Genomic DNA, 22,702 nt, shown 5'->3' with positions numbered 1-22,702 from the left:
GATCAGATTCCCTTCGCGGGGACGAGGAGCTGCCGGGCGCGGTACTTCGCGTACACGTCGGGCTTCTCGGTCTTGAGGCGGTCGAGGTCCAGGGCGGGGACCAGGTGCGTGTACTCGGCGGCCAATTCGGGCTCGGCCTTGGTGAACCTTTTGCTGGCGAACGTGCCGTTGGCCTTCCAGGTCCAGGCCGGCTTACCGCCCGCCATGGCGATCTCGTTCTCGCCGGTCAGCAGACGCATCTCGTTCTCGACGGTGCGCAGCTGCTCGGCGAGAACCGTCTCCTGTGCCTTGAGCTCACCGCGACGGGCGCGCAGTTCCTGGGCCTTGGCGACGTCGATCTCGGCGATCGTCTCGGGCTTCGCGGACCAGAGCTTGGCCAGCAGGTTCGCCGTCGCCTCGTAGCCGTCGGCCGGGGGCGGGAACCCCTCGACGACGTGGCGCTGGTACCACTTGCCGCAGTAGTCGACGAGGTAGCCGATCAGCTCCTCGTCGCGCTCCAGGCGGTGGTACCTGAGCTTGTTGCCGCCCACGAGCGCGGCCACGTAACCGTGGGACCAGCCGCCGACCGCCATGTACCAGTGGCACTGGATCGCGGGGGCGTCCGGGACGCCGTTCTCCCAGTCGGACGCCTGGTACTCGCTGCGGTTCTTGCACTCCAGCGGCCCGACGACCGCCCCGTCCTCGTTGAGGACGTAGCGGTCGACGTTGGCGAGCATCCACCATCGCTCGGTGTGCACGAGCGTGCCGGGAGGCGTCGCAATGGGCAGCCCGCTCCGCTTGGAGAACAGCCGGGCGATGAAGTCCTCGATCTCGGTGCCGATTTCGGCTTCCTCGGAGTCCACTTCGACCGGCCGGCCGTGCTTGGCCTCGTAGACGTGGCGCGGGCTGGTGTACTTCCCGCCTCCCAGGCCGAGGATGGCGGCGATGTCGGAGCCGCCGAGACCGGCACGGCGGGTGGCCTCCCAGGCCTCGCGCGAGGCGTCCGCCGGGAGGAGGAGACGGGCAGTCGGCGCGTCCGGCCGACGGGCGGCCGGGGCCTGGGCCCCGGTCCGCTCGGTGGTGGTGATGGTCACGCGTCGTTCCTCGTGGTCGCGGTGGTCGGGGCGGCGTCGCGGGCGAGGGTGTGCAGCAGACTCGCGGCGCCCTTGGCGGACATGTGGCCGCGGCGGTTCTTCAGCTCGGCCATCACGACCGCGGCGGCGTCCGTGTAGCCGTGCTGATCCAGGAGCTGGGCGGCCTGCTTCGCGTGCATGCCGCGCCGCTCACTGGCGGCGGCGAGGATGAGCGCTACCGGGCCGTCCTCTTCGGCCGGGGCAGGAGGCTCCTCGACCACCGGGGCCGGCGGGGGCAGTTGCTGATCGCGGGACTCGCGCAGTACGGCGGCGTACGCGTCCACGTGCCCGCACGGGTTGTCCCAGCAGTCCACGACCAGCCATTCGCCGTCCTCGTGGAACCGGTGGGGCCGGACGGTGTCCCAGCCGCGCGGCCCGCCGCACACCGGGCACAGGGTGGAGATCGTCACGGTGACGATGCACACCCCGACGTACTCCCGCCCGTCACCCCGGTCACAGACCCGGACGCTCATGCGGTCCGGGAGCGGCTTCACCGGCTCGTCCCCGGCGACGTACCGCACCCAGACGGTCACCTCGTCCCCGGCAGGGGCGGCGTACGCCTCGAAGGCCCCGGCGGGGCGGTAGGCGGGGTACTTCGCGTCGCCGGCCCCAATGAGGCGGGCAACGGTTCGGGCGCTCGGGCTGCTGTTGTAGAGGCCAGCCAGCTTCCATGTGCCGCGCTCGGCGCGGGCGGCCTTGGCGGCGGCCTGGTGGTCGGTCGTGGCCCGGTAGGGGGAGCGCTTGGCCATCACTCGCCTCCTCGCTGGCCGGGGAGGGTGGACAGGGCGGCGCGGATGGCACGGTGGGAGGGGTGGCGCAGCGCCGTGCAGTGGCGGCAGTCGGCCGTGTGCTTCTCCGGCGCGCGCTCGCTGGTCAGGCAGCGGCTCGCGACCACGGAGGCGACCAGCGCGACGAACGCGGCGATCATCAGCGCGCCGACGAGTAGTTCGAGGCTCATCAGGCCGCCACCGCCGGGGTCTTGGGGTAGCTCGCCCAGACCTTCACGAGCACGTCACGCCACTCGGTGGCGAGCTGGGCGAGGCCCTGGCCGTCGCCGTGGTGCCAGATGGAGGTGCGCAGAACGGTGCCGCCGATGATCTCAGCGCAGCGGTCCACGATCTCGCCGCTGCCGTTCTGGCCGTGCTGCTCGCCCTGGAGGACTCCGACGGTGTCGATCGTCCAGGTGAGGCCGGTCAGTTCGGGGTGCTCGGTGAGGAGTTGGCTGAGCGCCGTAGCGGCGCTGGCCTGGGGGTTAGAGTGTTCGGTCACGGTCCCTCGATTCACTGGTGGTTGAGGTGACTGGGTGGGCGGGGACGTCTGGACCCGGCACGGTCCGGGCGGCCCCGTCCGCCGTCAGGCGCGCTTGCGTCCCTGAGCGGGGCGGATGGAGCGGAGGGTGACGGCGGGGGTCTCGGCGCTGGTGAGCGTCGGAGCGGCCTGGTTCAGCGCGGGTGCGACGGAGGCCGGCATCACGCTGCAAAGGGCCTGGATGATCGACAGCTCGCACTCGCAGAAGACGGCGTTCTCGCCGATCCGCTGGTGCGGCAGGCTGCTTATGCGGTCTCGCAGCCACCGCTCGGAGCACCCGAGCTTGTCGGCGGCCTCGCCGTACTTGTAGTTGCGGACGGTGGTGCACCGGCAGTACTCGCGCCTTGCGGATACGGCTGCCGCCCGGACCTGGAGAGTGCGGCTCATGCCGGCACCTTCCCGGCGTCCGGGACACTCGTGGAGGCGTCCGTCAGCAGCTCGTCGAGCGTCTCGAACCCGTACGCGTCCCTGATCGCGATGAGGGTCGCCACGGAGGGCGTGGTCTCCCCGTCGAGCAACCGGGTGATCGTCGAGTTTGCGAGACCCGCGCGGCGGGCGATGGCGAGGCTGGTGTCGTCCCCAGCGTCCTCAGCCGCCTTGTTGACCAGGTCGGTACGGAGGCGATGCCTGGACACAGTTCCTCCCTTCACAGTCGGTTGCAGCAGTGCAACGCGGTTGCTTGGGTGCAACCGTAGATCAGTCGCTTGCATGCACGCAACCAGCAACACGAGGGATTCCCGTTGTGAATTTCAGGCAGACCACTCCGGCGCACGCCTTGCCCCATCAGGCCTTTGGAGAAAACCGCCCCCGACCTGCACGATTGCACGCATGCAAGCGCTACACAGTTGCATGCACGAGCGCTACCCTCCGGGGCATGCGGAGTATGGAACCCCCCAAGCGAGAGACCGTGGCCCAGCGCTTCGGTGCCCTCATCTACGAGCTCGCCACCAAGGCAGGCTTCGACCTCACACCAGGGGCCGGCGGGCGGCAGGAGCTAGCCGAGAAGAGCGGCATGCACAAGAGCAGCGTCGGCCGCATGCTCGATGGCCAGACGCTGCCCAGCCCTGCCGCGATCAGCGGACTGGCGAGAGCAGTCGGCGTGGACGTCATGGACCTCTTGATTGAGGCAGAAATCATTCCGAAGGAAGACAGGCGCAAAACCGTAGTAGCAGATGTACTCTCAGCTACTCCACAGCCACAACCGCTCTCCCCGTCAGCGGCAGCCGACGCATGGGGCATCACGGATCCCATGATTCGCGGAATGCTCATCAGCAACATCACCCAGGCGATCCGGCTACAGCAGGATGCGGATCAGCAGCACCGTCCAGATACGGCGTCCACGGGGGACCCGTAGGCACGAGGCAAGGGGGCCGTCTATATGCCGTGCAGGACCACCATCGCCACACTGTGCGGGTTTGGCGCTGGTATCACCCTCACTCTCGCGGCGACGCAGAAATTCAAGCCCGAGGACGTAGGCGCCGTCCTCCTCTTCTCGGCAGGCTGCCTGATCCCGATGATCGCTGTCGCGCGGGTCGCTCTCGGCACTGTGAAGCGGTGGATCATCCGCCACGAATACCGCGTCAAGGGGCAGCTCACCGACCTGACGGCCACGCGGCAACGACTCAGCGAGGAACACGACCGGCGCCTCCGGGAGGTCGAGGCCCGTGAGGCGCGGCTGAATCGTTCCGTCGAGATCTACAACTCCCAACTGGTCCGGCTGGCGCAGCGGTTGGACGAGGCCCTTGCGGGCCAGCAGTACGAACGCCGCGTCCGTGCCGACCTCCAGGAGGAGTTCGACCAGCTCGCCACCGAGTACAACGCGCTGGTCGTGGAGGTGCTGCGCGAACGCGCTGCCAAGTTTGGTCGGGGAACCGGCCGATCCTCCAGCGCCTCGGCGACCAGCGGGTCCGCGGGATCCCCCACGGCCCACGAACCCGTACGACTGCGAACGCGCCTCACCGCCATTCCGCAACCGCACACCGAGCACTCCCGAGCAGCCGAAGGCGTCGGCGACGCCGGCTAGTTCCTCACAGGCAACCCCCCACGCCACCCCCCGCACAGAAGGGCCCCGGCAACTGCCGGGGCCCTTCACCGTTTCGACGGGCCGTCAGACCACCGACCCCTGTCCGTCTTCCGTCGCCGCCCGCGTCGAAGGGTGGTCCGCGCACACCCGCAGCGCCTCCGCCCGGGCTGCCGCGTACGCCGTCAGAACCGCCTCTCGCTGCGCGCCCCACGCGAACGCCTCGGTAAGCCCCCCGGGGCCGTACCAGGTGCGCTGGAGGGCCGCCTCGGTGGTGTACCGCTCCTCCCACTCCCACACCCACCCCTGCTGCGGCTCGTGACTCTCCACGCTGACGGCGCGCTCCGTGCCATCCGGCGCATAGCGGGCCGGCCCGACGGTCCACACCTGCACACGGCTCGGAATGTGGCTGCGAACTTGCGCCAGTCCGCCGACGACCGCCCGATGCCACCAGGCCGCCGAGAGCTGCTCGACTCGCGCGGGCTCTCCCCGGTCCAGCTCCCACTGCTCGGCCACGGCGGCCGCGTCCTCCGCGTCCCAGAACCCGATCAAGTGCGGCCCCACGTGGACGGCGTGCACGCGCTGCCCGTACGACTGGCCCGGCAGGCGCACCGGCTCAGGCTCGGCATTCGCGGGCGGGGGCGTGTCCAGCCGGATCTCCATGACCCGGCTGAGCGTGACGAGCGCGGCCTTGTGCGCCGTCTCCAGGAGGTGTCCGTACCGGTCCGACGTCGTCACGATCGACTCGTGGCCCAGGCGCCGCTGCACGTAGGTCAGGCTGTGACCGTCCGACAGCAGGGCAGCGACGTGGGAATGCCGCAGATCGTGGAAGGTGGGGAACTTCCACTCGGGCAGCAGTCCCAGCTTCTTCGCCTTCGCGACCGCCCTGTTCCAGCGCTCCCAGAACGTGCCGTACTTGATCCGCTCACCGTCCAGGCCGCGGAACACCAGCTCATCCAGTTCCAAGTCCGCGAGCCCGTAGTCCACGAGCTCCAGCCACAGGCCCTCCGTGATTTCGACAGTCCGTCGACCGGCGCTCGACTTCGGCGGACCCAGGTAGAAGTCGCTCGGTGTCCGTCGCTTCCATGCTCGGGTGACACGCACCTCGTACCGGCCCGAGACAGGGTTGCGGATGTGCCGGGCAGCCAGGGCGGTGATCTCACCCCACCGCAATCCGGTGCCGTACGCGGTCCGCACGAGCATCTGGTCAGACGCCCGGGGGAAGCAGCTCACCACGCCGGCGACCTCCTCAGGAGTCAGAAACTCCATCTGGTCGTCGCCCTCGTCGTCCCCCACCCCGTGGTCGTCGTCCTTCGGCAGCCGGGTCAGATCACAAGGGTTGCGGTCGCGGAGAGGCGGCTCGGCAACCACAGCCTCTTTCAGGATCGACGAGAGAAGCCCGTGCAGGCCCCGGAGCGTCTCCGGGGACATGTCCTTCGGTTTGCCACCGCCGCGCCGCACCTTCGTCTGCCGCATCTTGTTGATCCAGGCCCCGACCGTCGCTTTGCTGAAATGCTCGGGGCTCCGGACATCGCAGTGCGCGAACGTGGGGAAGAGGTACATCTCCAGGTTCCGGATGCGCTGCTTCTTGTAGTAGTCGCCGGCCGTGCGGTTCGCGATCGACTGCCGGGCGAAGTTGTCGAACCGGTACTTCGCCTCGTCGTCGGACTCTGGGTCGATGTACCCCTTGCCCTTCACCCACCCCGGCGGCCACTGGTGGCCATGATCCTCGACGGCCTTCTTGAAAATCTTCGCGGAGTCCTCGTCAAGGAACCGCTCGTGCTGCCAGTCGCCAGTTCTCTTCCCACCTAGGTGCCACTTCACCTGGTAGCTGGTGATCTCACCCGCATTGTTCTTGCGTGGAACAAGGGTCGCCATGGCGGGAGAGGGTACCCCGTGCTCCCACGGTGATCCCACGGCCGTGCATCAAGTAGTCGCTATCCGGCCGTTGTTGCTGCTCAGCAAGGGGATAAAGGAAGACGGCCGGAGCCCCCGCACAGTAGGCTCCGGCCGTCGGCTTTTTGGCCGTACGAGATCAGATGTCGAGGCCGGTCAGGACCAGGACTCGCTCGTACGTGTAGTCGTCCATCGCGTAGCGGACACCCTCGCGGCCCACACCGGACTGCTTGACGCCGCCGTACGGCATCTGGTCGGCGCGGTAGGACGGCGCGTCGCCGATGATCACACCGCCGACCTCGAGCTCGCGGTGGGCGCGGAAGGCGACCTGGATGTCACGCGTGAAGACGCCGGTCTGCAGACCGAACTTCGAGTCGTTGACGGCGGCGAACGCCTCGTCGGTGTTCTCGACCCGCTGCAGCGTCAGGACCGGGCCGAAGACCTCCTCGGTGGCGAGCTTGACGCCCTGCGGCACCTCCGCGACGACGGTGGGCTCGTACGAGGCACCCTCGCGCTTGCCGCCGGTGAGCAGCTTGGCTCCGGCGGAGACGGCTTCGTCGACCCAGGACTCGACCCGCTTGGCGGCGTCCTCGGAGACGAGGGGGCCGACGTCGGTGGCGGAGTCGGAGGGGTCGCCGGTGACCTGCGCCTGGACCTTGGCGACGACCTTCTCGACGAGGCGGTCGTAGACGGAGGCGTCCGCGATCACGCGCTGCACCGAGATGCAGGACTGGCCGGCCTGGTAGTTCGAGAAGGTCGCGATACGGGTCGCGGCCCAGTCGAGGTCGGTCTCGGAGGCCCAGTCGGCGAGGACGACGGCCGCGGCGTTGCCGCCGAGCTCCAGGGTGCAGTGCTTGTGGGGCACCGACTGCTGGATGGCGTAGCCGACCGTGTCGGATCCGGTGAAGGAGATGACGGGGAGGCGCTCGTCCTTGACCAGGGCGGGCATCTTGTCGTTCGCGACCGGCAGCACCGACCAGGAACCGGCCGGAAGGTCGGTCTCGGCGAGCAGCTCACCCAGGATCAGCCCCGAGAGCGGCGTGGCCGGCGCCGGCTTGAGGATGATCGGCGCGCCGACGGCGATGGCCGGGGCCACCTTGTGGGCGCACAGGTTCAGCGGGAAGTTGAACGGCGCGATGCCGAGGACCGGTCCCTTGACGAAGCGGCGGACCAGCGCGAGGCGGCCGACGCCACCGGCGTCGGTGTCGAGGCGCTGGGCCTCTCCGCCGTTGAAGCGGCGCGCCTCTTCGGCGGCGAAGCGGAACACGGACACCGCACGGCCGACCTCACCGCGGGCCCACTTGACGGGCTTGCCGTTCTCGGCGGAGATCAGCTGGGCGATCTCCTCGGTGCGCTCGGTGAGCCGCTTGGACACGTGGTCCAGAGCGGCGGCCCGGACGTGGGCCGGGGTCGCGGAGAACTCCGCCGTCACGGCGTACGCCGCGGCCACGGCCTCTTCGACCTGCGCGTCGGTGGGCACGCTCACGGTGCCTACCAGGCGACCGTCCCACGGGGAGTGGACGTCGAAGCTGTCCTCGCCGGTGGCCTGGCGGCCGGCGAGCCAGAAGGCGTGGGTGGAAGTCATGCGGATCCCGGCCCTTCGGATCTGTGCGGTGGGTCGTTGTCCCCTCCACGGTAGGACTCCGCCGGGGATTCGGCGTTTATCCCTCGTGGAGCGGCGGGCCGCGCGGCTTCGCCGCTTTGTCAGTGTCCGGAGACCGCGAGGCCGTGTGGTGGCCCGTGCGGGCCGCCCGCTGGGGGCCCCGCCCGGACCCGCGCCTCAATCGCCGGCGGGGCTGAAGTTCAGCCCCGTCGGCGATTGAGGCGGCGCGGGGTAAGGGGTGGAGCCTCGGCAGCGGCGCCGCAGGGGCCGTCAGGACGGCGCGGCGGTGGCCTTCAGGGCGAGCCACAGCTCCATGCGGACGTCCGGGTCGTCCAGGGAGCGGCCGAGGATCTCCTCGACCCGCTTCATCCGGTAGCGCAGCGTGTGCCGGTGGACGCCGAGGTCGGCCGCGGCCGCGTCCCACTGGCCGTGCCGGGACAGCCACGCCTGCAAGGAGGCCACCAGGTCGCCGCGGCCGGTGGCGTCGTGCTCCCGCAGGGCGCGCAGCGTGCCGTCCGCGAAGGCCCGTACCGCGTCGTCGGCGAGCAGCGGCAGCACCGAACCCGCCGCCATGTCCTCGTGTTCCACCATCGGCCGCCCCCGCCGCCGGGCGACGGCAAGGGCCTGGTCGGCCTGGGTGAGGGCTCCCGCCACGCTGCCCGGCCCGGCCGGCGCCGACAGGCCGATCACCAGTTCGTCCGGCTCCGGCCCGGCGGCCTCGCGCCCGCGCCGCGACTCCAGCGCCTCCGCGTGGTCCGCGCACGCCTGTACGGCCGAGCCTCCGTCGGCGGCCAGGACGACGAGCCTGCCCTGCTCGGGCACCACCAGCAGCGCCTCACCCGTACGGGCGGCCGCCGACTCCACCGCGTCGGCCAACAGCGCCAGCCCCTGCGGCTGCGCCGTCCCCGGCAGCGCCGGCTCGGCCACGATCAGCCGGAACGGCGTCTCCAGCAGGGCCCCGTACAGATCGCCGGCCACCTCCCGCGCGTGGTCCGCCTCCCCCGCCAGCAGCATCCGCAGCACCGCTGCCCCCAGCCGGGATTCGGCGTCGTGCAGCGAGCGGGAGCGCTCCGTGGTCAGGGTGAGCAGCGCCACCGCGGAGTGCACGGCGTACCGCTCGGCCGTGCCCAGCGGGGCCCCGGTGCCCACCGCGAGCGCGCCGCGCGCCCGCCGGCCGGTGCCCAGCGACTGGAGCTCGACCCGGTCCTCGGAGCCGCCGACCACGGCGCTCGCGGGCGCCGGCCGCTCGCGCAGCCGCTCGACGTCGGGGGTCAGCCGGGCGGCCCGCCGCGCCGCCCACTCGGGCGCGGCGGCGACGACCGCGCCGGAGGTGTCGTACAGCGCGGCCCAGCCGTGCACGTGCGCCGCCAGCCGCGCCAGCAGCTCGGCGGGGCCGTCGGCGGACAGCGCGGCCCGGGTCAGCTCCCGCTGCGCCTCGAAACCGGCGGTCACGGCCCGGTACTGGTCCGCCGCGAGCGCCGCGGAGACGGCCTTGCTGATCGCGAGGAAGGGGGTCCGGCGCGGCACCTCCAGCAGCGGCAGGTCCTCGGTCCGCGCGGCCTCGACGAGCCCCTGCGGGATCGCGTCGTAGTTGACGCCGACCGCGAAGCCGATGCCGACGACCCCGGCCGCGGCGAGGCGGCGTACGTAGCGGCGCATCTCCTCCGGGTCCTCCGCGTCGAGCTTCATCGCGGTGGTCAGGAGGAGTTCCCCGCCCTCCATGTAGGGGACGGGGTCGGCGAGCTCGCTGACGTGGGCCCAGCGCACCGGGGTGTCGAGGCGGCTCTCGCCGGCCCGGACGCTGAGCTTGAGCGCCGAGTGCTGGACGAGTGAGGCGAGGGTGAGCGGCATCGGTTACCAGGGGCCTTAACGGGAGGGGGCGGCGGAACACGGCGGGAGCGGTGTCAGAAGAGCAGCAGAAGGGCCGCTTGCGCTTTTCGCCGAGTCGTATGAACGGCTCCCCTCGATTCTGCCACCTCGTACGGGTTCGCTCAGCTCGGTCAGCTCGGTCAGCCCCGTCAGTCCCGTCAGGCCGGTCAGGTCGGTCAGGTCGCGCCGGCCGTGCCGGCCAGCCGGACCAGCAGCGGAACCGCCCGTTCCCCGCGGACCGAGGTCAGCGACAGCACCGCGTACCCCGGCGGCACCGCGTGCGCCAGATCCGAGGCGGACCACCGCTCCCGCTCCACCTGCCGCACGGTCACCGCGTCCGTGGTCACGGCCTTGCCGGTGACCAGCTTGCGGAAGGCGTGGATCGCCCGGGTCAGCGGCTGGTCGGCGAAGACCGTGCGGTGGGTGACGTCCCGCGTCTCCACCCACTCGGTGCCCCAGGCCTCGGCGAAGCGCTTGCCGTCCCAGGTGGTGACCCCGGAGAAGGCCATCCGGCAGCCGACCGCCCCGAGCAGCGGCGTGCGCAGCGCCTCCGGTACGTCGTCCAGGGTGCGCAGCGTCAGCAGGACGCCCGCGTTCGCCGAGCGCAGCCGCTGCACGCCGCGCACGGTCTCGGCCGTCAGGGTGTGCGAGGCGTCGTCGAAGGCGAGGAAGGCGAAGAGGGAGCGGTCGGTGCGGGCGGCCGCGGCGGCGTTGAACTGGGCGAGCAGCAGCCGGGCCAGCATGCGCGAAGCGTCGGCGTGTCCGCGTTCGGGCAGGTCCACGCGCACGCGGATCGGGTGCTCCAGGGCGCGCAGCGAGAAGGGACGGCCCTGCCCGGTGGTGTCGAAGCCCCCGACATTGAAAAACGTGGCGAAGGCGGGCCGGTCCAGCAGCGCGACGCGGTCGGCGAGGGCCGGGCCGGGGTCGGAGGGGGCCCCGTGCTGCCGCATCCGGGCGTCGAGTTCGCGCAGCATCGCCGACTGCCCGGCGTCCTCCAGGGCGCGCCGCAGGCCCGTGAGGGCGGCCGGCACCTGGTCGAGCAGCTCGCGCAGCTCGGGCACGGCGGGGAAGCGGCCGTGGGCCGCGCGGAACGGCCCGAGCAGTTGGGCGAGGGCGGTCGCGGCCCGGCGTACGTCGATCCCCGGGACGTCGCCGACGAAGGCGTCGGCGAGGAGGGTGGCGGCCTCGTCGGGGTCGGTGGTGCCGCCGTAGAGGTCGAGGTCGTAGACGGAGGCGCAGTCGCCGACGCGGATCACGACGTCGTAGGCGGCGTCCGGCCCGAGCTGGGCCCCCGCCGCGCCGACGGCGACGACGGCGGCCTGGCCGGCGAGCGCCTGGAGCGCGAGCGACTCGACGACGGGCCGCACCAGCCGGCCGGTCTTGCCGGTCCCGGACGGGCCGACGGCGAGGACGGAGGTCCCGAGGACCTCGGGGTCGAGGGCGATTCCGGTACCGCGGCGCGCGTACGGGTTGCGCGGGCCGTCCTCGACGGTGCCGAGCAGCACCTGCCGGGCCAGCAGGTCGTGCCGCGCCGCCCGCACGGGCAGGTCCCGCGCGCCGGAGGGGTGCACGCACGCCCCGGCGCCCTTGTCCCGCACGGCGTCGGCGAAGGCCCGCAGCCGGGAGGGATCGACGCGTACGGAGTCCCAGGCCCGCCGGATCCGCGCGTAGTCCACGTCGTTCATCCGCCCGGCCCCCACCTCGGCCCCGAGCCGATCGGCGACCTCCCCCAACCCGGCCCCCCGCACCTCGGACCACTGCACGGGGTCGTCCCCCGCCTCGGCGCCCGGCGCCTGGCGGGCCGGTCCCGGCCCGCCGACGTCCGGTGCCCGCCGCCCCCGCCAGCCGCCGAGGCGGGCGAAGTAGACGACTACGGGCCCGTAAAGCGCCAGGTAGAGCAGCACCATGACCACGAGGCTGCCCACTCTGCCCAGCTCGTGGTAGGGCAGGTGCCCGAAGAAGAGGTCATCGGCGGTCAGCGTCTTGGTCCAGATGAGCATGATCACGAACAGCCCTCCGGCGGCCGCGCCTACGGCACGGGCTCCGGGGCCGCGTGCGGCGACGAGCCGGTCGAAGGCGGTGCCCCAAGAGCCCAGTCGGCTGAACCACACGGCAAGAACGCCGGTCAGCAGCAGCCAGTACGCCTCCAGCGCGGCCGTGCCCCGCCCGTCGACGGGCCTGCCGCGCAGGTCCCACCAGTCTCGGGGGGTGAACAGCTTGAGCGGCAGGTCGGCGTAGGGGATGTAGCCGTTGGTCAGCAGGGACCAGACCAGCACGCACGCCAGGAACGAGATGACCGCTCCGCTCAGCAGCGACCGGTCCGTGGCGGGCTCGGCCTCCTCACCGTCTCGCGGCTCGTGCCGGAAGCGCCAGACGCCCGGCTCCGCGTGCGGCCGGGGAGCGCGCAGCCAGTCTTCGAGCGAGGGGCCGACGGTGGGCGCGTGCGCGGGCTTCGGCGGCGGCGAGCCGGGCGCGTGGGACGTCGGCGGATTGGCGGGGGGAGGCCCGGCCGGCCTTGGTACGTGGTTCGCGCGGATCGCCTGTCCCTCGTACGTGCCGTCGGTGTCCATGAAACCCCTGCCCCCTGCCAGTTCACTGCCTGCGCTGCGCGATCAATCTAGTCGGCGGCGGGGCCCGCGGGCCCGTACCCCGGCGTCATCCACAAGACACGCGCCGCCTCCCTCCTATGGCCGTCACGGACAAGGACACGCGGGCATCACTCCCGAACGGAGCATGCCGTACCCCCTGCCGCGGGCCTAGCCTGCGGACAAAGACACAAGTGCGTCCGAAAACACCCCCCAGGAGCCCCCTATGACCGCTGTTCCGCAGGAGCGCCGCATCGTCACCGCGATCCCCGGCCCCAAGTCGCAGGAGCTGCAGGCCCGCCGCCTCGAGACGGTGGCCGGCGGCGTGGGCTCCGTGCTTCCCGTCTTCACGGCCCGCGCGGGCGGCGGCATCATCGAGGACGTCGACGGCAACCGCCTCATCGACTTCGGCTCCGGCATCGCCGTGACCTCGGTCGGCGCCTCCGCCGAGGCCGTCGTGCGCCGCGCCTCCGCGCAGCTCGCGAACTTCACCCACACCTGTTTCATGGTCACCCCGTACGAGGGCTACGTCGAGGTCTGCGAGGCCCTCGCCGAGCTGACTCCGGGTGACCACGCCAAGAAGTCGGCGCTGTTCAACTCCGGCGCCGAGGCCGTCGAGAACGCCGTCAAGATCGCCCGTTCGTACACCAAGCGCCAGGCCGTCGTCGTCTTCGACCACGGCTACCACGGCCGTACGAACCTCACCATGGCGCTGACCTCGAAGAACATGCCGTACAAGCAGGGCTTCGGACCGTTCGCCCCCGAGGTCTACCGCGTCCCGGTCGCCTACGGCTACCGCTGGCCCACCGGCGCCGAGAACTGCGGCCCCGAGGCCGCCGCCCAGGCGATCGACCAGATCACCAAGCAGATCGGCGCCGACAACGTCGCCGCGATCATCATCGAGCCGGTCCTCGGCGAGGGCGGCTTCATCGAGCCGGCCAAGGGCTTCCTGCCGGCCATCGTGAAGTTCGCCAACGACAACGGCATCGTCTTCGTCGCGGACGAGATCCAGTCCGGCTTCTGCCGCACCGGCCAGTGGTTCGCGTGCGAGGACGAGGGCATCGTCCCGGACCTGATCACCACCGCCAAGGGCATCGCGGGCGGTCTGCCGCTCGCCGCCGTGACCGGCCGCGCCGAGATCATGGACGCCGCCCACGCGGGTGGCCTGGGTGGTACCTACGGCGGCAACCCGGTGGCCTGTGCGGGCGCGCTCGGTTCCATCGAGACCATGAAGGAGCTCGACCTCAACGCCGCGGCGAAGAAGATCGAGTCGGTCATGAAGGCCCGCCTGAAGACCATGCAGGAGAAGTACGACATCATCGGCGACATCCGCGGCCGCGGCGCCATGATCGCCATCGAGCTGGTGAAGGACCCCGCGTCCAAGACCCCCTTCCCGGAGGCGGCCGGCGCGCTCGCCAAGGCCTGCCACGCCGAGGGCCTGCTCGTCCTCACCTGCGGCACCTACGGCAACGTCCTGCGCTTCCTGCCGCCGATCGTCATCGGCGAGGACCTCCTCAACGAGGGCCTGGACATCATCGAGGCCGCGTTCGCGGGCATCTGATCACGGCATCTGATCACGGCATCCGATCACGGGAATCCGATCGAACGTCTAGAACGTGAGAACGCCGTGCTCGATCAGTACCGGCGGTAACGGTCGGGCACTGTGAAGAAGGTGTGGGGGGCCGATGGCGGGAGTGCTTTCCCGCTGTCGGTCCCCCTTTCGCTGCCGTACGGTTTCTGCAGATGAGTGAGACACCCCGCTCCCGGGAGACCGGGGGCGACACCAGTACCGGGCTTCCCCAGCGCCGCACTGGGCATGCGTTCGCGCACACTCCTCACCGATCGGACAGCCGTACGCCCCAAACCCCCCGGGGCGCACGGCAACCCGGTCCGGGCGGCCGTCCCGGAACCATCCCCCCTGTTCCGGGACGGCCGGCCATTCGGCCGGCGGGGGTCTTCCTGCCGGGCCTCTGCCTCGCGGCCTTCCCGCTCCTGGCTCTCGCGCTGATCACGTGGCAGGTCCTCGTCTCGGGCCCCCTGCTGTCCCCGGACGCGCGCCTGAGCCGCGCCCTGGTCCGTACGGTCCCCGACGCGGTCACCGAGCGCCTCGCGGACCTCGGCAACATCCCGGTCGCGCTGCCCGTCCTGGCCCTGGCCGTGGCGTACGCCGCCCGGCGCGGCAACCGCCGCGGCGCTCTGGCCGGGGCGCTGGCCCTGGCCCTGGTGCCGGCCCTGGTCATCCCGCTGAAGGAGTGGACCGCCCGCCCGGGCCCGCTCGAACCCTGGGCGGCCGGCTACTACCCCTCGGGCCACACCGCGACCTCCCTGGTGGCGTACGGGGGAGCGGCCCTGCTCCTGGGCCCGTACACCCGCCGCGCGTGGCCGCCGGCCGTCGCCCTCTGCCTCACGGTGGCGACGGCCGCCGGGCTGGTCCTGCGCGGCTACCACTGGCCGCTGGACGTGCTGGCCAGCCTCCTGCTGTGCACGCCCCTCCTGCTCGGCGTGCGGTGGGCCGTGACGTCCGGCGCGGCCTCGGCCGGCCGCCGGAGCGGCCGTCGCGGTTACGGCTGAACTCCCATCCGCCGAAGCGGTCCCGGTTGATCGACCAGGTCATCAGGGCGCGCAGGGCGGGCCTGGGCCAGGTGCCGTGAGTCCGGTAGGAGCCGCCCCTGTCAAGGCCTCGCGCCGTCCTTCCCGCCCCGCTCCCCCGCCACGGTCGCCGCCGCCTCGTGCATCGCGAGCTCCAGCACCGCCGGGTCGGTGAGCGACCCCGTGCCGTCCGGCAGCACCAGCCAACGCACTCCCCCGGTCGCACGTCCCACTGCCGGCCGGCGGGCGAAGATCAGCTGTCGAAGCCCAGTCCGACCCGGTCCAGCGCCTTCAGCCACAGGTTCCGGTGCCCGCCCCGGCTGTCGGCGCGGGCCAGCGACCACTTGGTCAGCGCGATCCCGGTCCAGGCGAAGGGCTCCGGCGGGAAGGGCAGCGGCTTGGAGCGGACCATCTCCAGCTCGGTCCGCTCGGTTCGCTCCCCCGCCAGCAGGTCCAGCATCACGTCGGCGCCGAAGCGGGTGGCTCCCACGCCGAGCCCGGTGAAGCCGGCGGCGTAGGCGACCTTCCCGGAGTGCGCGGTGCCGAAGAAGGCCGAGAAGCGCGAGCAGGTGTCGATCGCCCCGCCCCACGCATGGCTGAAATTCACCCCCTCCAGCTGCGGGAAGCAGGTGAAGAAGTGCTCCGCGAGCTTGAGGTACGTCTCGGGTCGGTGGTCGTGGGCGGGGTCGATCCTGCCGCCGTAGGGGTAGACCGCGTCGTAGCCGCCCCACAGGATCCGCCGCTCCGGGGTGATCCGGAAGTAGTGGAACTGGTGGGCGCTGTCCCCGAGCCCCTGGCGGTTCCTCCAGCCGACCGAGGCCAGCCGGGCCTCGTCGAGCGGCTCGGTCATCAGGGCGTAGTCGTAGACCGGCACGGTGAGCGGGCGGATCCGCCGGACGAGCGACGGGAAGATGTTGGTGCCCAGCGCCACCCGACGGGCGAAGACCCGGCCGTACGGGGTGCGTACGGCCATCCCGGCGCCGGCGGCGGCCAGATCCAGCCCGCGCGTGTGCTCGTAGATCCGCACCCCCAGGCCGATGCACGCCTGCTTGAGGCCCCAGGCCAGCTTCGCCGGGTTGAGCATGGCGACGCCCTCGCGGTCCCAGATGCCGCCGAGGAAGGTCGGGGAGTCCACCTCGGCCCGCACCTCGTCGCGCTCCAGCCACTCGGAGCCGCCTGCCAGGCCGAGGCGTTGCGCCTCCCGGTGCAGCGCGCGCAGTTCCTCGACCTGGTGGGGCTCGGTGGCCACGTCGATCTCGCCGCTGCGCTCGAAGTCGCAGTCGATGCCGTAGCGGGCGACGGCCGCCTCGATGGCATCGAGATTGCGGGAGCCGAGCTCCTCCAGCTTCGCCAGTTCGCCGGGCCAGCGGGCCAGGCCATTGGCGAGGCCGTGGGTGAGGGAGGCCGCGCAGAAGCCGCCGTTGCGGCCCGAGGCGGCCCAGCCCGCCTCGTGGCCTTCGATCAGTACGACGTCCCGCGCGGGGTCGCGCTCCTTGGCGAGCAGCGCGGTCCACAGGCCGCTGTAGCCGCCGCCGATGACGAGCAGGTCGCAGCGCTCGTCGCCGGTGAGGGCGGGTCGCGGCGCGGGCTTGCCGGGGTCGTCGAGCCAGTACGAGACCGGCAGTGCTTCGGAAAGTGATCGTGCAGCGGTGCGCATGGCAACTGGGGCCATGTCTTCCAACTCCCTACGGAACTGTCGGCGGGCCGGGGTGCCGGCTCGCCTCTTCGACTACCTGGGCCGCGCCTTCTTCCGGCGGCTGCCGACCATCTGGCCGGCGAGGACCACCAGCACCGCGATGACGAACATCGCCGTGCCGATGACGTTGATCTGTACAGGCGTACCGCGCTGGGCCGATCCCCACACGAACATGGGGAAGGTGACGGTGTTGCCCGAGTTGAAGTTGGTGATGATGAAGTCGTCGAAGGAGAGCGCGAAGGAGAGCAGCGCGCCCGCCGCGATGCCGGGGGCGGCGATCGGCAGGGTGACCCGTACGAAGGTCTGCACCGGGCCCGCGTAGAGGTCGCGGGCGGCCTCCTCCAGCCGCGGGTCCATGGACAGGACACGCGCCTTGACGGCGGCGACGACGAAGCTGAGGCAGAACATGATGTGGGCGATGAGGATCGTCCAGAAGCCCAGCTGGATGCCCATGTTGAGGAAGAGGGCGAGCAGCGAGGCGGCCATCACGATCTCGGGCATCGCCATGGGCAGGAAGATCAGCGAGTTGACCGCGCCGCGCACCCGGAAGCGGTAGCGGACGAGCGCGAAGGCGATCGCGGTGCCCAGCGCGGTCGCGGCGATCGTGACCCACAGGGCGATCTGGAGGGACAGCGAGAGGGAGCCGCACATGTCGGCCACCCCGCAGGGGTCCTTCCAGGCGTCGAGCGAGAACTCCTGCCAGGCGTAGTTGAACCGCCCGGTGGGGTTGTTGAAGGAGAAGACGGTGACGACGACATTCGGCAGGATCATGTAGGCGAGCGTGCCGAGGCCGGCGATGACGACGAGATTGCGCCGCAGCCAGGCGAGGGGTCGACGCGCGATGGGATGAGACATTTAGACCAGGTCCTCCGTCCCCGCTCGGCGGATGTAGAGAGTGACCATGATCAGCACGATGGCCATGAGGATGAAGGACAGCGCGGCCGCCGTCGGGTAGTCGAGGATCCGCAGGTACTGGGACTGGATGACGTTGCCGATCATGCGGGTGTCCGTGGAGCCGAGCAGCTCGGCGTTGACGTAGTCGCCGCTCGCCGGGATGAAGGTGAGCAGGGTCCCGGAGACCACACCCGGCATGGAGAGCGGGAAGGTGACCTTCCGGAAGACCGTGGCGGGGCGGGCGTACAGGTCCCCGGCCGCCTCGTGCAGGCGGGTGTCGATCCGCTCCAGCGAGGCGTACAGCGGCAGGATCATGAAGGGGAGGAAGTTGTACGTCAGACCGCAGACGACCGCGAGCGGCGTGGCCAGCACCCGGTCCCCCTGGGTGATGCCCAGCCAGCTGGTGACGTCGAGGAAGCCGATGCCGTTGAGAACGGCGACCACGGGGCCGCCGTCGGCCAGGATCGTCTTCCAGGCGAGGGTGCGGATGAGGAAGCTGGTGAAGAACGGGGCGATGACCAGCACCAGCAGGAGGCCCCGCCAGCGTCCCGCCTTGAAGGCGATCAGGTAGGCCAGCGGGTACCCGAGCAGCAGGCACAGCACGGTCGCGGTGCCTGCGTAGAGCAGGGAGCGCACGAACTGCGGGAGGTACTGGGTGAGGGCGTCCCAGTAGGTCTGGAAGTGCCAGGTGACCTCGAAGCCCTCTTCGAGGGAGCCCGTCTGCACCGAGGTCGACGCCTGGTAGACCATCGGCAGGACGAAGAAGACCAGCAGCCACAGGATGCCGGGCAGCAGCAGCCAGTACGGGATCAGGCGCTTGCGCAGGGTCGCCCGGTGCACCGGGGGTTCGGCGGGGGCGGGCGCCTGGGGCGGCGCCGCGGTGGCGGTCACGCGCTCTCCTCGACCGTCTCGATGCCCGCGTCGCCCATCGTCCCCGCGAGCATGGACTGCGCGGCGTCGAGGCCGAAGGTGTGCTCCGGGTTCCAGTGCAGGATCACCTGGGCGCCGGGGACGAGGCGGGCGTCCCGCTCGATGTTCTGGGCGTACACCTCCAGCTCGGGGCTGACCCGGCTGTCGATGACGTACTGGGTGGAGACGCCGGTGAAGGAGGAGTCCGCGATCCGGCCGGCGACCTTGTTGCGGCCGGGCGCGATGGTGTCCTCCTCGTCGGCGTGGACCAGGGAGATCTTCTCCGGGCGCACCCCGACCAGCAGTTTTCCGCCCGTGGTGGGCGCGGTCGCGCAGCGGGCCGCGGGCAGCCGGAGCTGCGTGCCGCAGGCGGCGACGACGACGTCGCCGGACGCGCCCCCGGCGTACTCCACCGACGCCTCGATGAGGTTCGAGGTGCCGAGGAAGTTGGCGACGAAGGTGGTGCCCGGGTTCTCGTACAGCTCGGCGGGGGCGCCCAGCTGCTCCACGCGGCCGCCGTTCATCACGGCGACCGTGTCGGCCATCGTCATGGCCTCCTCCTGGTCATGCGTGACGTGCACGAAGGTGATGCCGACCTCGGTCTGGATCCGCTTGAGCTCCAGCTGCATCTGGCGGCGCAGCTTGAGGTCGAGGGCGCCGAGCGGCTCGTCGAGGAGGAGCACCTGCGGGTGGTTGATCAGGGCGCGGGCGACGGCGACGCGCTGCTGCTGGCCGCCGGAGAGCTGGTGCGGCTTGCGTCGGCCGAACTGGCCGAGCTCGACCAGTTCCAGCATGTCGTCGACCTGCTTCTTGACGGACTTGATGCCTCGGCGGCGCAGCCCGAAGGCGACGTTCTCGTAGATGTTCAGGTGCGGGAAGAGGGCGTAGCTCTGGAAGACCGTGTTGACCGGGCGCTTGTACGGCGGCAGGTCGGTGACCTCGCGGTCACCGAGGTGGACCGTGCCGGTGGAGGGCTCCTCCAGGCCGGCGATCATGCGCAGGGTGGTGGTCTTGCCGCAGCCCGAGGCGCCGAGCAGGGCGAAGAAGGAGCCCTGGGGGATGGTGAGATCCAGCGGGTGCACGGCGGTGAAGGCGCCGTAGTGCTTGCTGATCCCGGCGAGGCGGACGTCGCCGCTCGCGGTCTTGTCAGTCATGGGTGGGTCCCGGGGTTGGGTGGAAAAGGGGCGGGGATCGGCCGGGCGCGGCCGGACGGCGGGGTGGGGCCGCACGCCGTCCACTGCGGCCCGTCGCGAGGGGCTAGGCGCCGATGAGCTTGGCGAACTTCTCTTCGTACGCCGTCTCTTCCTCGCCGCTGAGGGAGCGGAAGGCGTGGGACTTGGCGGTCATGGCCTGGTCCGGGACGATCAGGGTGTTGTCCGCGAGGGCGGGGTCGATCTTGGCGAGCTCCTCCTTGACGCCCTCGACCGGGCAGACGTAGCTGATGTAGGCGGCCAGCTGGGCGGCGACCGGCAGCTCGTAGTAGTAGTCGATGAGCTTCTCGGCGTTGGCCTTGTGCCGGGCCTTGGCGGGGACCAGCAGGTTGTCGCTGGAGGTGATGTAGCCGGCGGCGGGGATCGCGTACTTGATGTCCGGGTTGCCGGCCTGGAGCTGGATCACGTCGCCCGCCCAGGCGAGGCAGGCGGCGAGGTCGCCCTTGTCGAGGTCCGAGGTGTAGTCGTTGCCGGTGAAGCGGCGGATCTGGTTCTTGTCCACGCCCTTCTGGAGCCGGCCGATGGCCTCGTCGTAGTCGGCGGTGGTGAAGTTCGCCGGGTCCTTGCCCTGGTCGAGCAGGGTCATGCCGACGGAGTCGCGCATCTCGGTGAGGAAGCCCACCCGGCCCTTGAGCGTGGGATCGTCGAGCATCTGGGTGACGGAGTCGACCTTCTTCCCGTCGGTGGCCTTGGAGTTGTAGGCGATGACCGTCGAGATGCCGGTCCAGGGGTAGCTGTACGCGCGGCCCGGGTCCCAGTCGGGGCTGCGGAACTGCGGGGAGAGGTTCGCGAAGGCGTGCGGAAGGTGGGAGGGGTCCAGCTTCTGCGCCCAGCCCAGGCGGATGATGCGGGCGGCGAGCCAGTCGGTGACGACGATCAGGTCGCGTCCGGTGTCCTGTCCGGCCGCGAGCTGTGGGCGGATCTTGCCGAAGAACTCGACGTTGTCGTTGATGTCCTCGGTGTACTTGACCTCGATCCCGGTCCGCTTGGTGAATTCGTCCAGGGTCGGGCGGGTCTTCCCGTCCTCGCTGATGTCCATGTACTCGGTCCAGTTGGAGAAGTTGATCTCCTTCTCCTTGCCCGAGTGGTCGTCGGAGGCCGCCCCCGTGCCCTCGCGCTTGGCCGGCGGGATGCCGCAGGCGGCGAGGGTGGACATGCCTCCGAGAGTGAGCGCTCCGACTCCGGACGCGCGCAGCAGCGAGCGGCGGGTGAGGGCGCCGCGCCCGCGGTCAAGGCTGCGTCGCATCGCGGCGAGTTGCGCCGGCGAGAGGCGGTCGGGCTCGAACTGCTCCATGCGCGTTGCCCTTTCGGGATGGGTGCGCCGCTGGTCACACGGCTACGGTGCTATCGGTCCCCGAAGACGGTGCGGTGCCAGTCCTTCGCGGCGACCGCGGTGTTGTCGTACATCACATGCTTGACCTGCGTGTACTCCTCGAAGGAGTAGGCGCTCATGTCCTTTCCGAAGCCGCTCGCCTTGTAGCCGCCGTGGGGCATCTCGCTGATGATCGGAATGTGGTCGTTGACCCAGACGCAGCCCGCCTTGATCTCGCGGGTGGCGCGGTTGGCCCGGTAGAGGTCGCGGCTCCAGGCGGATGCGGCGAGTCCGTAGGGGGTGTCGTTGGCCAGCGCGATGCCCTCGTCGTCGGTGTCGAAGGGCAGTACGACGAGGACCGGCCCGAAGATCTCGGACTGGACCACCTCGCTGTCCTGGGCGGCGCCGGTGATGAGGGTGGGGCGGTAGTACGCGCCGTCCGCGAGATCGCCCTGCGGGATCTCGCCGCCGGTGACGACGGTGGCGTACGCGCGGGCGCGCTCGACGAAGCCGGCGACCCGGTCGCGCTGCGCGTGGGAGACCAGCGGGCCGAGGTCGGTGGTGGGCGCGAAGGGATCGCCGAGGCGGACGGTCTCCATCAGTTCGGCGACGCGGGTGACGAAGGCGTCGTGGAGCGGGCGCTGGACGTAGGCCCGGGTGGCGGCGGTGCAGTCCTGGCCGGTGTTGATGAGGGAGGCGGCGACGGCTCCGTGCGCGGCGGCCTCCAGGTCGGCGTCGTCGAAGACGAGGAAGGGGGCCTTGCCACCGAGTTCCAGGTGCAGCCGCTTGACGGTGGCGGTGGCGATCTCGGCGACCCGCTTGCCGACGGCGGTGGAGCCGGTGAAGGAGGTCATGACCACGTCCGGGTGACCGACGAGGTGCTCCCCGGCCTCGCGGCCGGCTCCCGTGACGATGTTGACCACGCCGTCGGGCAGGCCCGCGTCCTTGGCCGCCTGCGCGAACATCAGGGAGGTCAGCGGGGTGAGCTCGGCGGGCTTGAGGACGATGGTGTTGCCCGCGGCGATCGCCGGGAGGATCTTCCAGGCGGCCATTTGGAGCGGATAGTTCCAGGGCGCGATGGACCCGACGACCCCGATGGCCTCTCGGCGTACGCAGGACGTGTGGTCTCCGGAGTACTCGGCGGCCGCCTGTCCCTGGAGGTGGCGGGCGGCCCCGGCGAAGAAGGCGGTGTTGTCGATGGTCCCCGGTACGTCGAACTCCGTGGACAGCTTGATCGGCTTGCCGCACTGGAGGGACTCGGCGTAGGCGAAGTCCGGCGCCTGCTCGGCCAGTACGGCGGCCAGCCGGTGCAGGGCTTCGGAGCGCTCGCCGGGAGTGGCGCCGGACCAGGCCGGGAAGGCCCGTCGGGCGGCGGCGACGGCCGCGTCGACGTCCGCGGTGCTCGCGAGCTCGTAGGTGAGGACCTCCTCGCCGGTGGCGGGGTCGACGACGGTGTGCGACTGTCCCGATGTACCCGGCCTGAGTTGGCCGTCGATGTACTGCGCGCCGTCTGCGAAGCGGTCCTTGACCTGGAAGCGGTTGCCCATCACGCTCTCACGCTCTCCGTAGCTACAGCTCGAATTGAGTGCCGATCCTGACAGAGGTGTGACCCCGCGCCAAGTGATTCCGTTGTTGCCTTTTGATTACGCGACGGAATCGGTCGACCATGTGTCGAGATGCACCCCAAAACCCGTACGC

General features: G+C 71.1%; 21 protein-coding genes and 1 pseudogene. 4 read left to right on the top strand and 18 right to left on the bottom strand.

Features of this window, described 5'->3' with window-relative positions:
* Positions 1-2: 2 nt before the first annotated feature.
* The 6 genes from ABZX75_RS17195 to ABZX75_RS17170 form a co-directional block, all read right to left on the bottom strand.
* Positions 3-1,073 (bottom strand): lambda-exonuclease family protein, encoded by a 1,071-nt coding sequence (locus ABZX75_RS17195; RefSeq protein ID WP_355411163.1) that lies wholly within the window; start codon positions 1,071-1,073, stop codon positions 3-5.
* The gene (locus tag ABZX75_RS17190; protein ID WP_355411161.1) at positions 1,070-1,861 is read right to left on the bottom strand and encodes a hypothetical protein; all 792 of its coding nucleotides are present in this window, start codon (positions 1,859-1,861) and stop codon (positions 1,070-1,072) included. Before ABZX75_RS17190 ends, ABZX75_RS17195 begins: the two co-directional genes overlap by 4 nt.
* Positions 1,861-2,070: a hypothetical protein gene (locus ABZX75_RS17185; RefSeq protein ID WP_355411159.1), complete on the bottom strand. Its 210-nt coding sequence runs from the start codon at positions 2,068-2,070 to the stop codon at positions 1,861-1,863. Before ABZX75_RS17185 ends, ABZX75_RS17190 begins: the two co-directional genes overlap by 1 nt.
* Complete coding sequence (locus ABZX75_RS17180; protein ID WP_355411157.1) at positions 2,070-2,381, bottom strand: hypothetical protein; 312 nt, start codon at positions 2,379-2,381, stop codon at positions 2,070-2,072. The genes ABZX75_RS17185 and ABZX75_RS17180 overlap by 1 nt, the downstream gene beginning before the upstream one ends.
* Positions 2,382-2,465: 84 nt before the next feature.
* Complete coding sequence (locus ABZX75_RS17175; protein WP_355411155.1) at positions 2,466-2,807, bottom strand: hypothetical protein; 342 nt, start codon at positions 2,805-2,807, stop codon at positions 2,466-2,468.
* Complete coding sequence (locus ABZX75_RS17170; protein ID WP_355411153.1) at positions 2,804-3,055, bottom strand: helix-turn-helix transcriptional regulator; 252 nt, start codon at positions 3,053-3,055, stop codon at positions 2,804-2,806. The genes ABZX75_RS17175 and ABZX75_RS17170 overlap by 4 nt, the downstream gene beginning before the upstream one ends.
* A gap of 239 nt (positions 3,056-3,294) precedes the next feature.
* Between ABZX75_RS17170 and ABZX75_RS17165 the strand changes: the two genes are divergently transcribed.
* On the top strand, positions 3,295-3,774 hold the full coding sequence (locus ABZX75_RS17165; RefSeq protein WP_355411151.1) for a helix-turn-helix transcriptional regulator: 480 nt from the start codon (positions 3,295-3,297) through the stop codon (positions 3,772-3,774).
* Positions 3,775-3,798: 24 nt separating this feature from the next.
* Positions 3,799-4,443 (top strand): hypothetical protein, encoded by a 645-nt coding sequence (locus ABZX75_RS17160; protein WP_355411149.1) that lies wholly within the window; start codon positions 3,799-3,801, stop codon positions 4,441-4,443.
* An 84-nt stretch (positions 4,444-4,527) separates the two neighbouring features.
* On the opposite strand, the gene ABZX75_RS17155 is transcribed toward ABZX75_RS17160, so the two are convergent.
* The 4 genes from ABZX75_RS17155 to ABZX75_RS17140 form a co-directional block, all read right to left on the bottom strand.
* Positions 4,528-6,318, bottom strand: a complete 1,791-nt coding sequence (locus tag ABZX75_RS17155) for a site-specific integrase (protein ID WP_355411147.1) — start codon at positions 6,316-6,318, stop codon at positions 4,528-4,530.
* Between the two features lie 157 nt (positions 6,319-6,475).
* Positions 6,476-7,921, bottom strand: coding sequence for an aldehyde dehydrogenase family protein (locus ABZX75_RS17150; protein ID WP_355411145.1), 1,446 nt, complete (start codon positions 7,919-7,921; stop codon positions 6,476-6,478).
* A 288-nt stretch (positions 7,922-8,209) separates the two neighbouring features.
* Positions 8,210-9,790, bottom strand: a complete 1,581-nt coding sequence (locus ABZX75_RS17145; RefSeq protein ID WP_355411143.1) for a PucR family transcriptional regulator — start codon at positions 9,788-9,790, stop codon at positions 8,210-8,212.
* Positions 9,791-9,984: 194 nt separating this feature from the next.
* Positions 9,985-12,378 (bottom strand): ATP/GTP-binding protein, encoded by a 2,394-nt coding sequence (locus ABZX75_RS17140; protein WP_355411141.1) that lies wholly within the window; start codon positions 12,376-12,378, stop codon positions 9,985-9,987.
* Between the two features lie 241 nt (positions 12,379-12,619).
* On the opposite strand from ABZX75_RS17140, the gene gabT reads away from it, so the two are divergent.
* Positions 12,620-13,954 (top strand): 4-aminobutyrate--2-oxoglutarate transaminase, encoded by a 1,335-nt coding sequence (gene gabT / locus ABZX75_RS17135; RefSeq protein ID WP_355411139.1) that lies wholly within the window; start codon positions 12,620-12,622, stop codon positions 13,952-13,954.
* Positions 13,955-14,136: 182 nt separating this feature from the next.
* Complete coding sequence (locus ABZX75_RS17130) at positions 14,137-14,964, top strand: phosphatase PAP2 family protein (RefSeq protein ID WP_355411137.1); 828 nt, start codon at positions 14,137-14,139, stop codon at positions 14,962-14,964.
* Here the strand turns inward: ABZX75_RS17130 and ABZX75_RS17125 are convergent.
* The 8 genes and pseudogenes from ABZX75_RS17125 to ABZX75_RS17090 all read right to left on the bottom strand — a co-directional run.
* A pseudogene (locus ABZX75_RS17125) lies at positions 14,936-15,058 on the bottom strand (chitinase); the annotation flags it as partial. The gene ABZX75_RS17130 and the pseudogene ABZX75_RS17125 overlap by 29 nt on opposite strands.
* A gap of 7 nt (positions 15,059-15,065) precedes the next feature.
* Complete coding sequence (locus ABZX75_RS17120) at positions 15,066-15,194, bottom strand: hypothetical protein (protein WP_355411498.1); 129 nt, start codon at positions 15,192-15,194, stop codon at positions 15,066-15,068.
* A gap of 41 nt (positions 15,195-15,235) precedes the next feature.
* Entirely contained in the window at positions 15,236-16,654 is a 1,419-nt protein-coding gene (locus ABZX75_RS17115) for an FAD-binding oxidoreductase (RefSeq protein ID WP_355411135.1), read from the bottom strand.
* Between the two features lie 57 nt (positions 16,655-16,711).
* Positions 16,712-17,533 (bottom strand): ABC transporter permease, encoded by an 822-nt coding sequence (locus ABZX75_RS17110; protein WP_355411133.1) that lies wholly within the window; start codon positions 17,531-17,533, stop codon positions 16,712-16,714.
* Complete coding sequence (locus tag ABZX75_RS17105) at positions 17,534-18,463, bottom strand: ABC transporter permease (RefSeq protein WP_355411131.1); 930 nt, start codon at positions 18,461-18,463, stop codon at positions 17,534-17,536.
* Positions 18,460-19,635: an ABC transporter ATP-binding protein gene (locus ABZX75_RS17100; RefSeq protein WP_355411129.1), complete on the bottom strand. Its 1,176-nt coding sequence runs from the start codon at positions 19,633-19,635 to the stop codon at positions 18,460-18,462. Before ABZX75_RS17100 ends, ABZX75_RS17105 begins: the two co-directional genes overlap by 4 nt.
* Before the next feature lie 103 nt (positions 19,636-19,738).
* On the bottom strand, positions 19,739-20,986 hold the full coding sequence (locus ABZX75_RS17095) for a spermidine/putrescine ABC transporter substrate-binding protein (RefSeq protein WP_355411127.1): 1,248 nt from the start codon (positions 20,984-20,986) through the stop codon (positions 19,739-19,741).
* Between the two features lie 50 nt (positions 20,987-21,036).
* The gene (locus ABZX75_RS17090; protein ID WP_355411492.1) at positions 21,037-22,551 is read right to left on the bottom strand and encodes a gamma-aminobutyraldehyde dehydrogenase; all 1,515 of its coding nucleotides are present in this window, start codon (positions 22,549-22,551) and stop codon (positions 21,037-21,039) included.
* Between the last annotated feature and the right edge of the window lie 151 nt (positions 22,552-22,702).

The sequence above is a fragment of the Streptomyces sp. NPDC003038 genome (assembly GCF_040611115.1).
Classification (GTDB): Bacteria; Actinomycetota; Actinomycetes; order Streptomycetales; family Streptomycetaceae; genus Streptomyces.
This window is presented reverse-complemented; position numbering and strand designations above follow the sequence as displayed.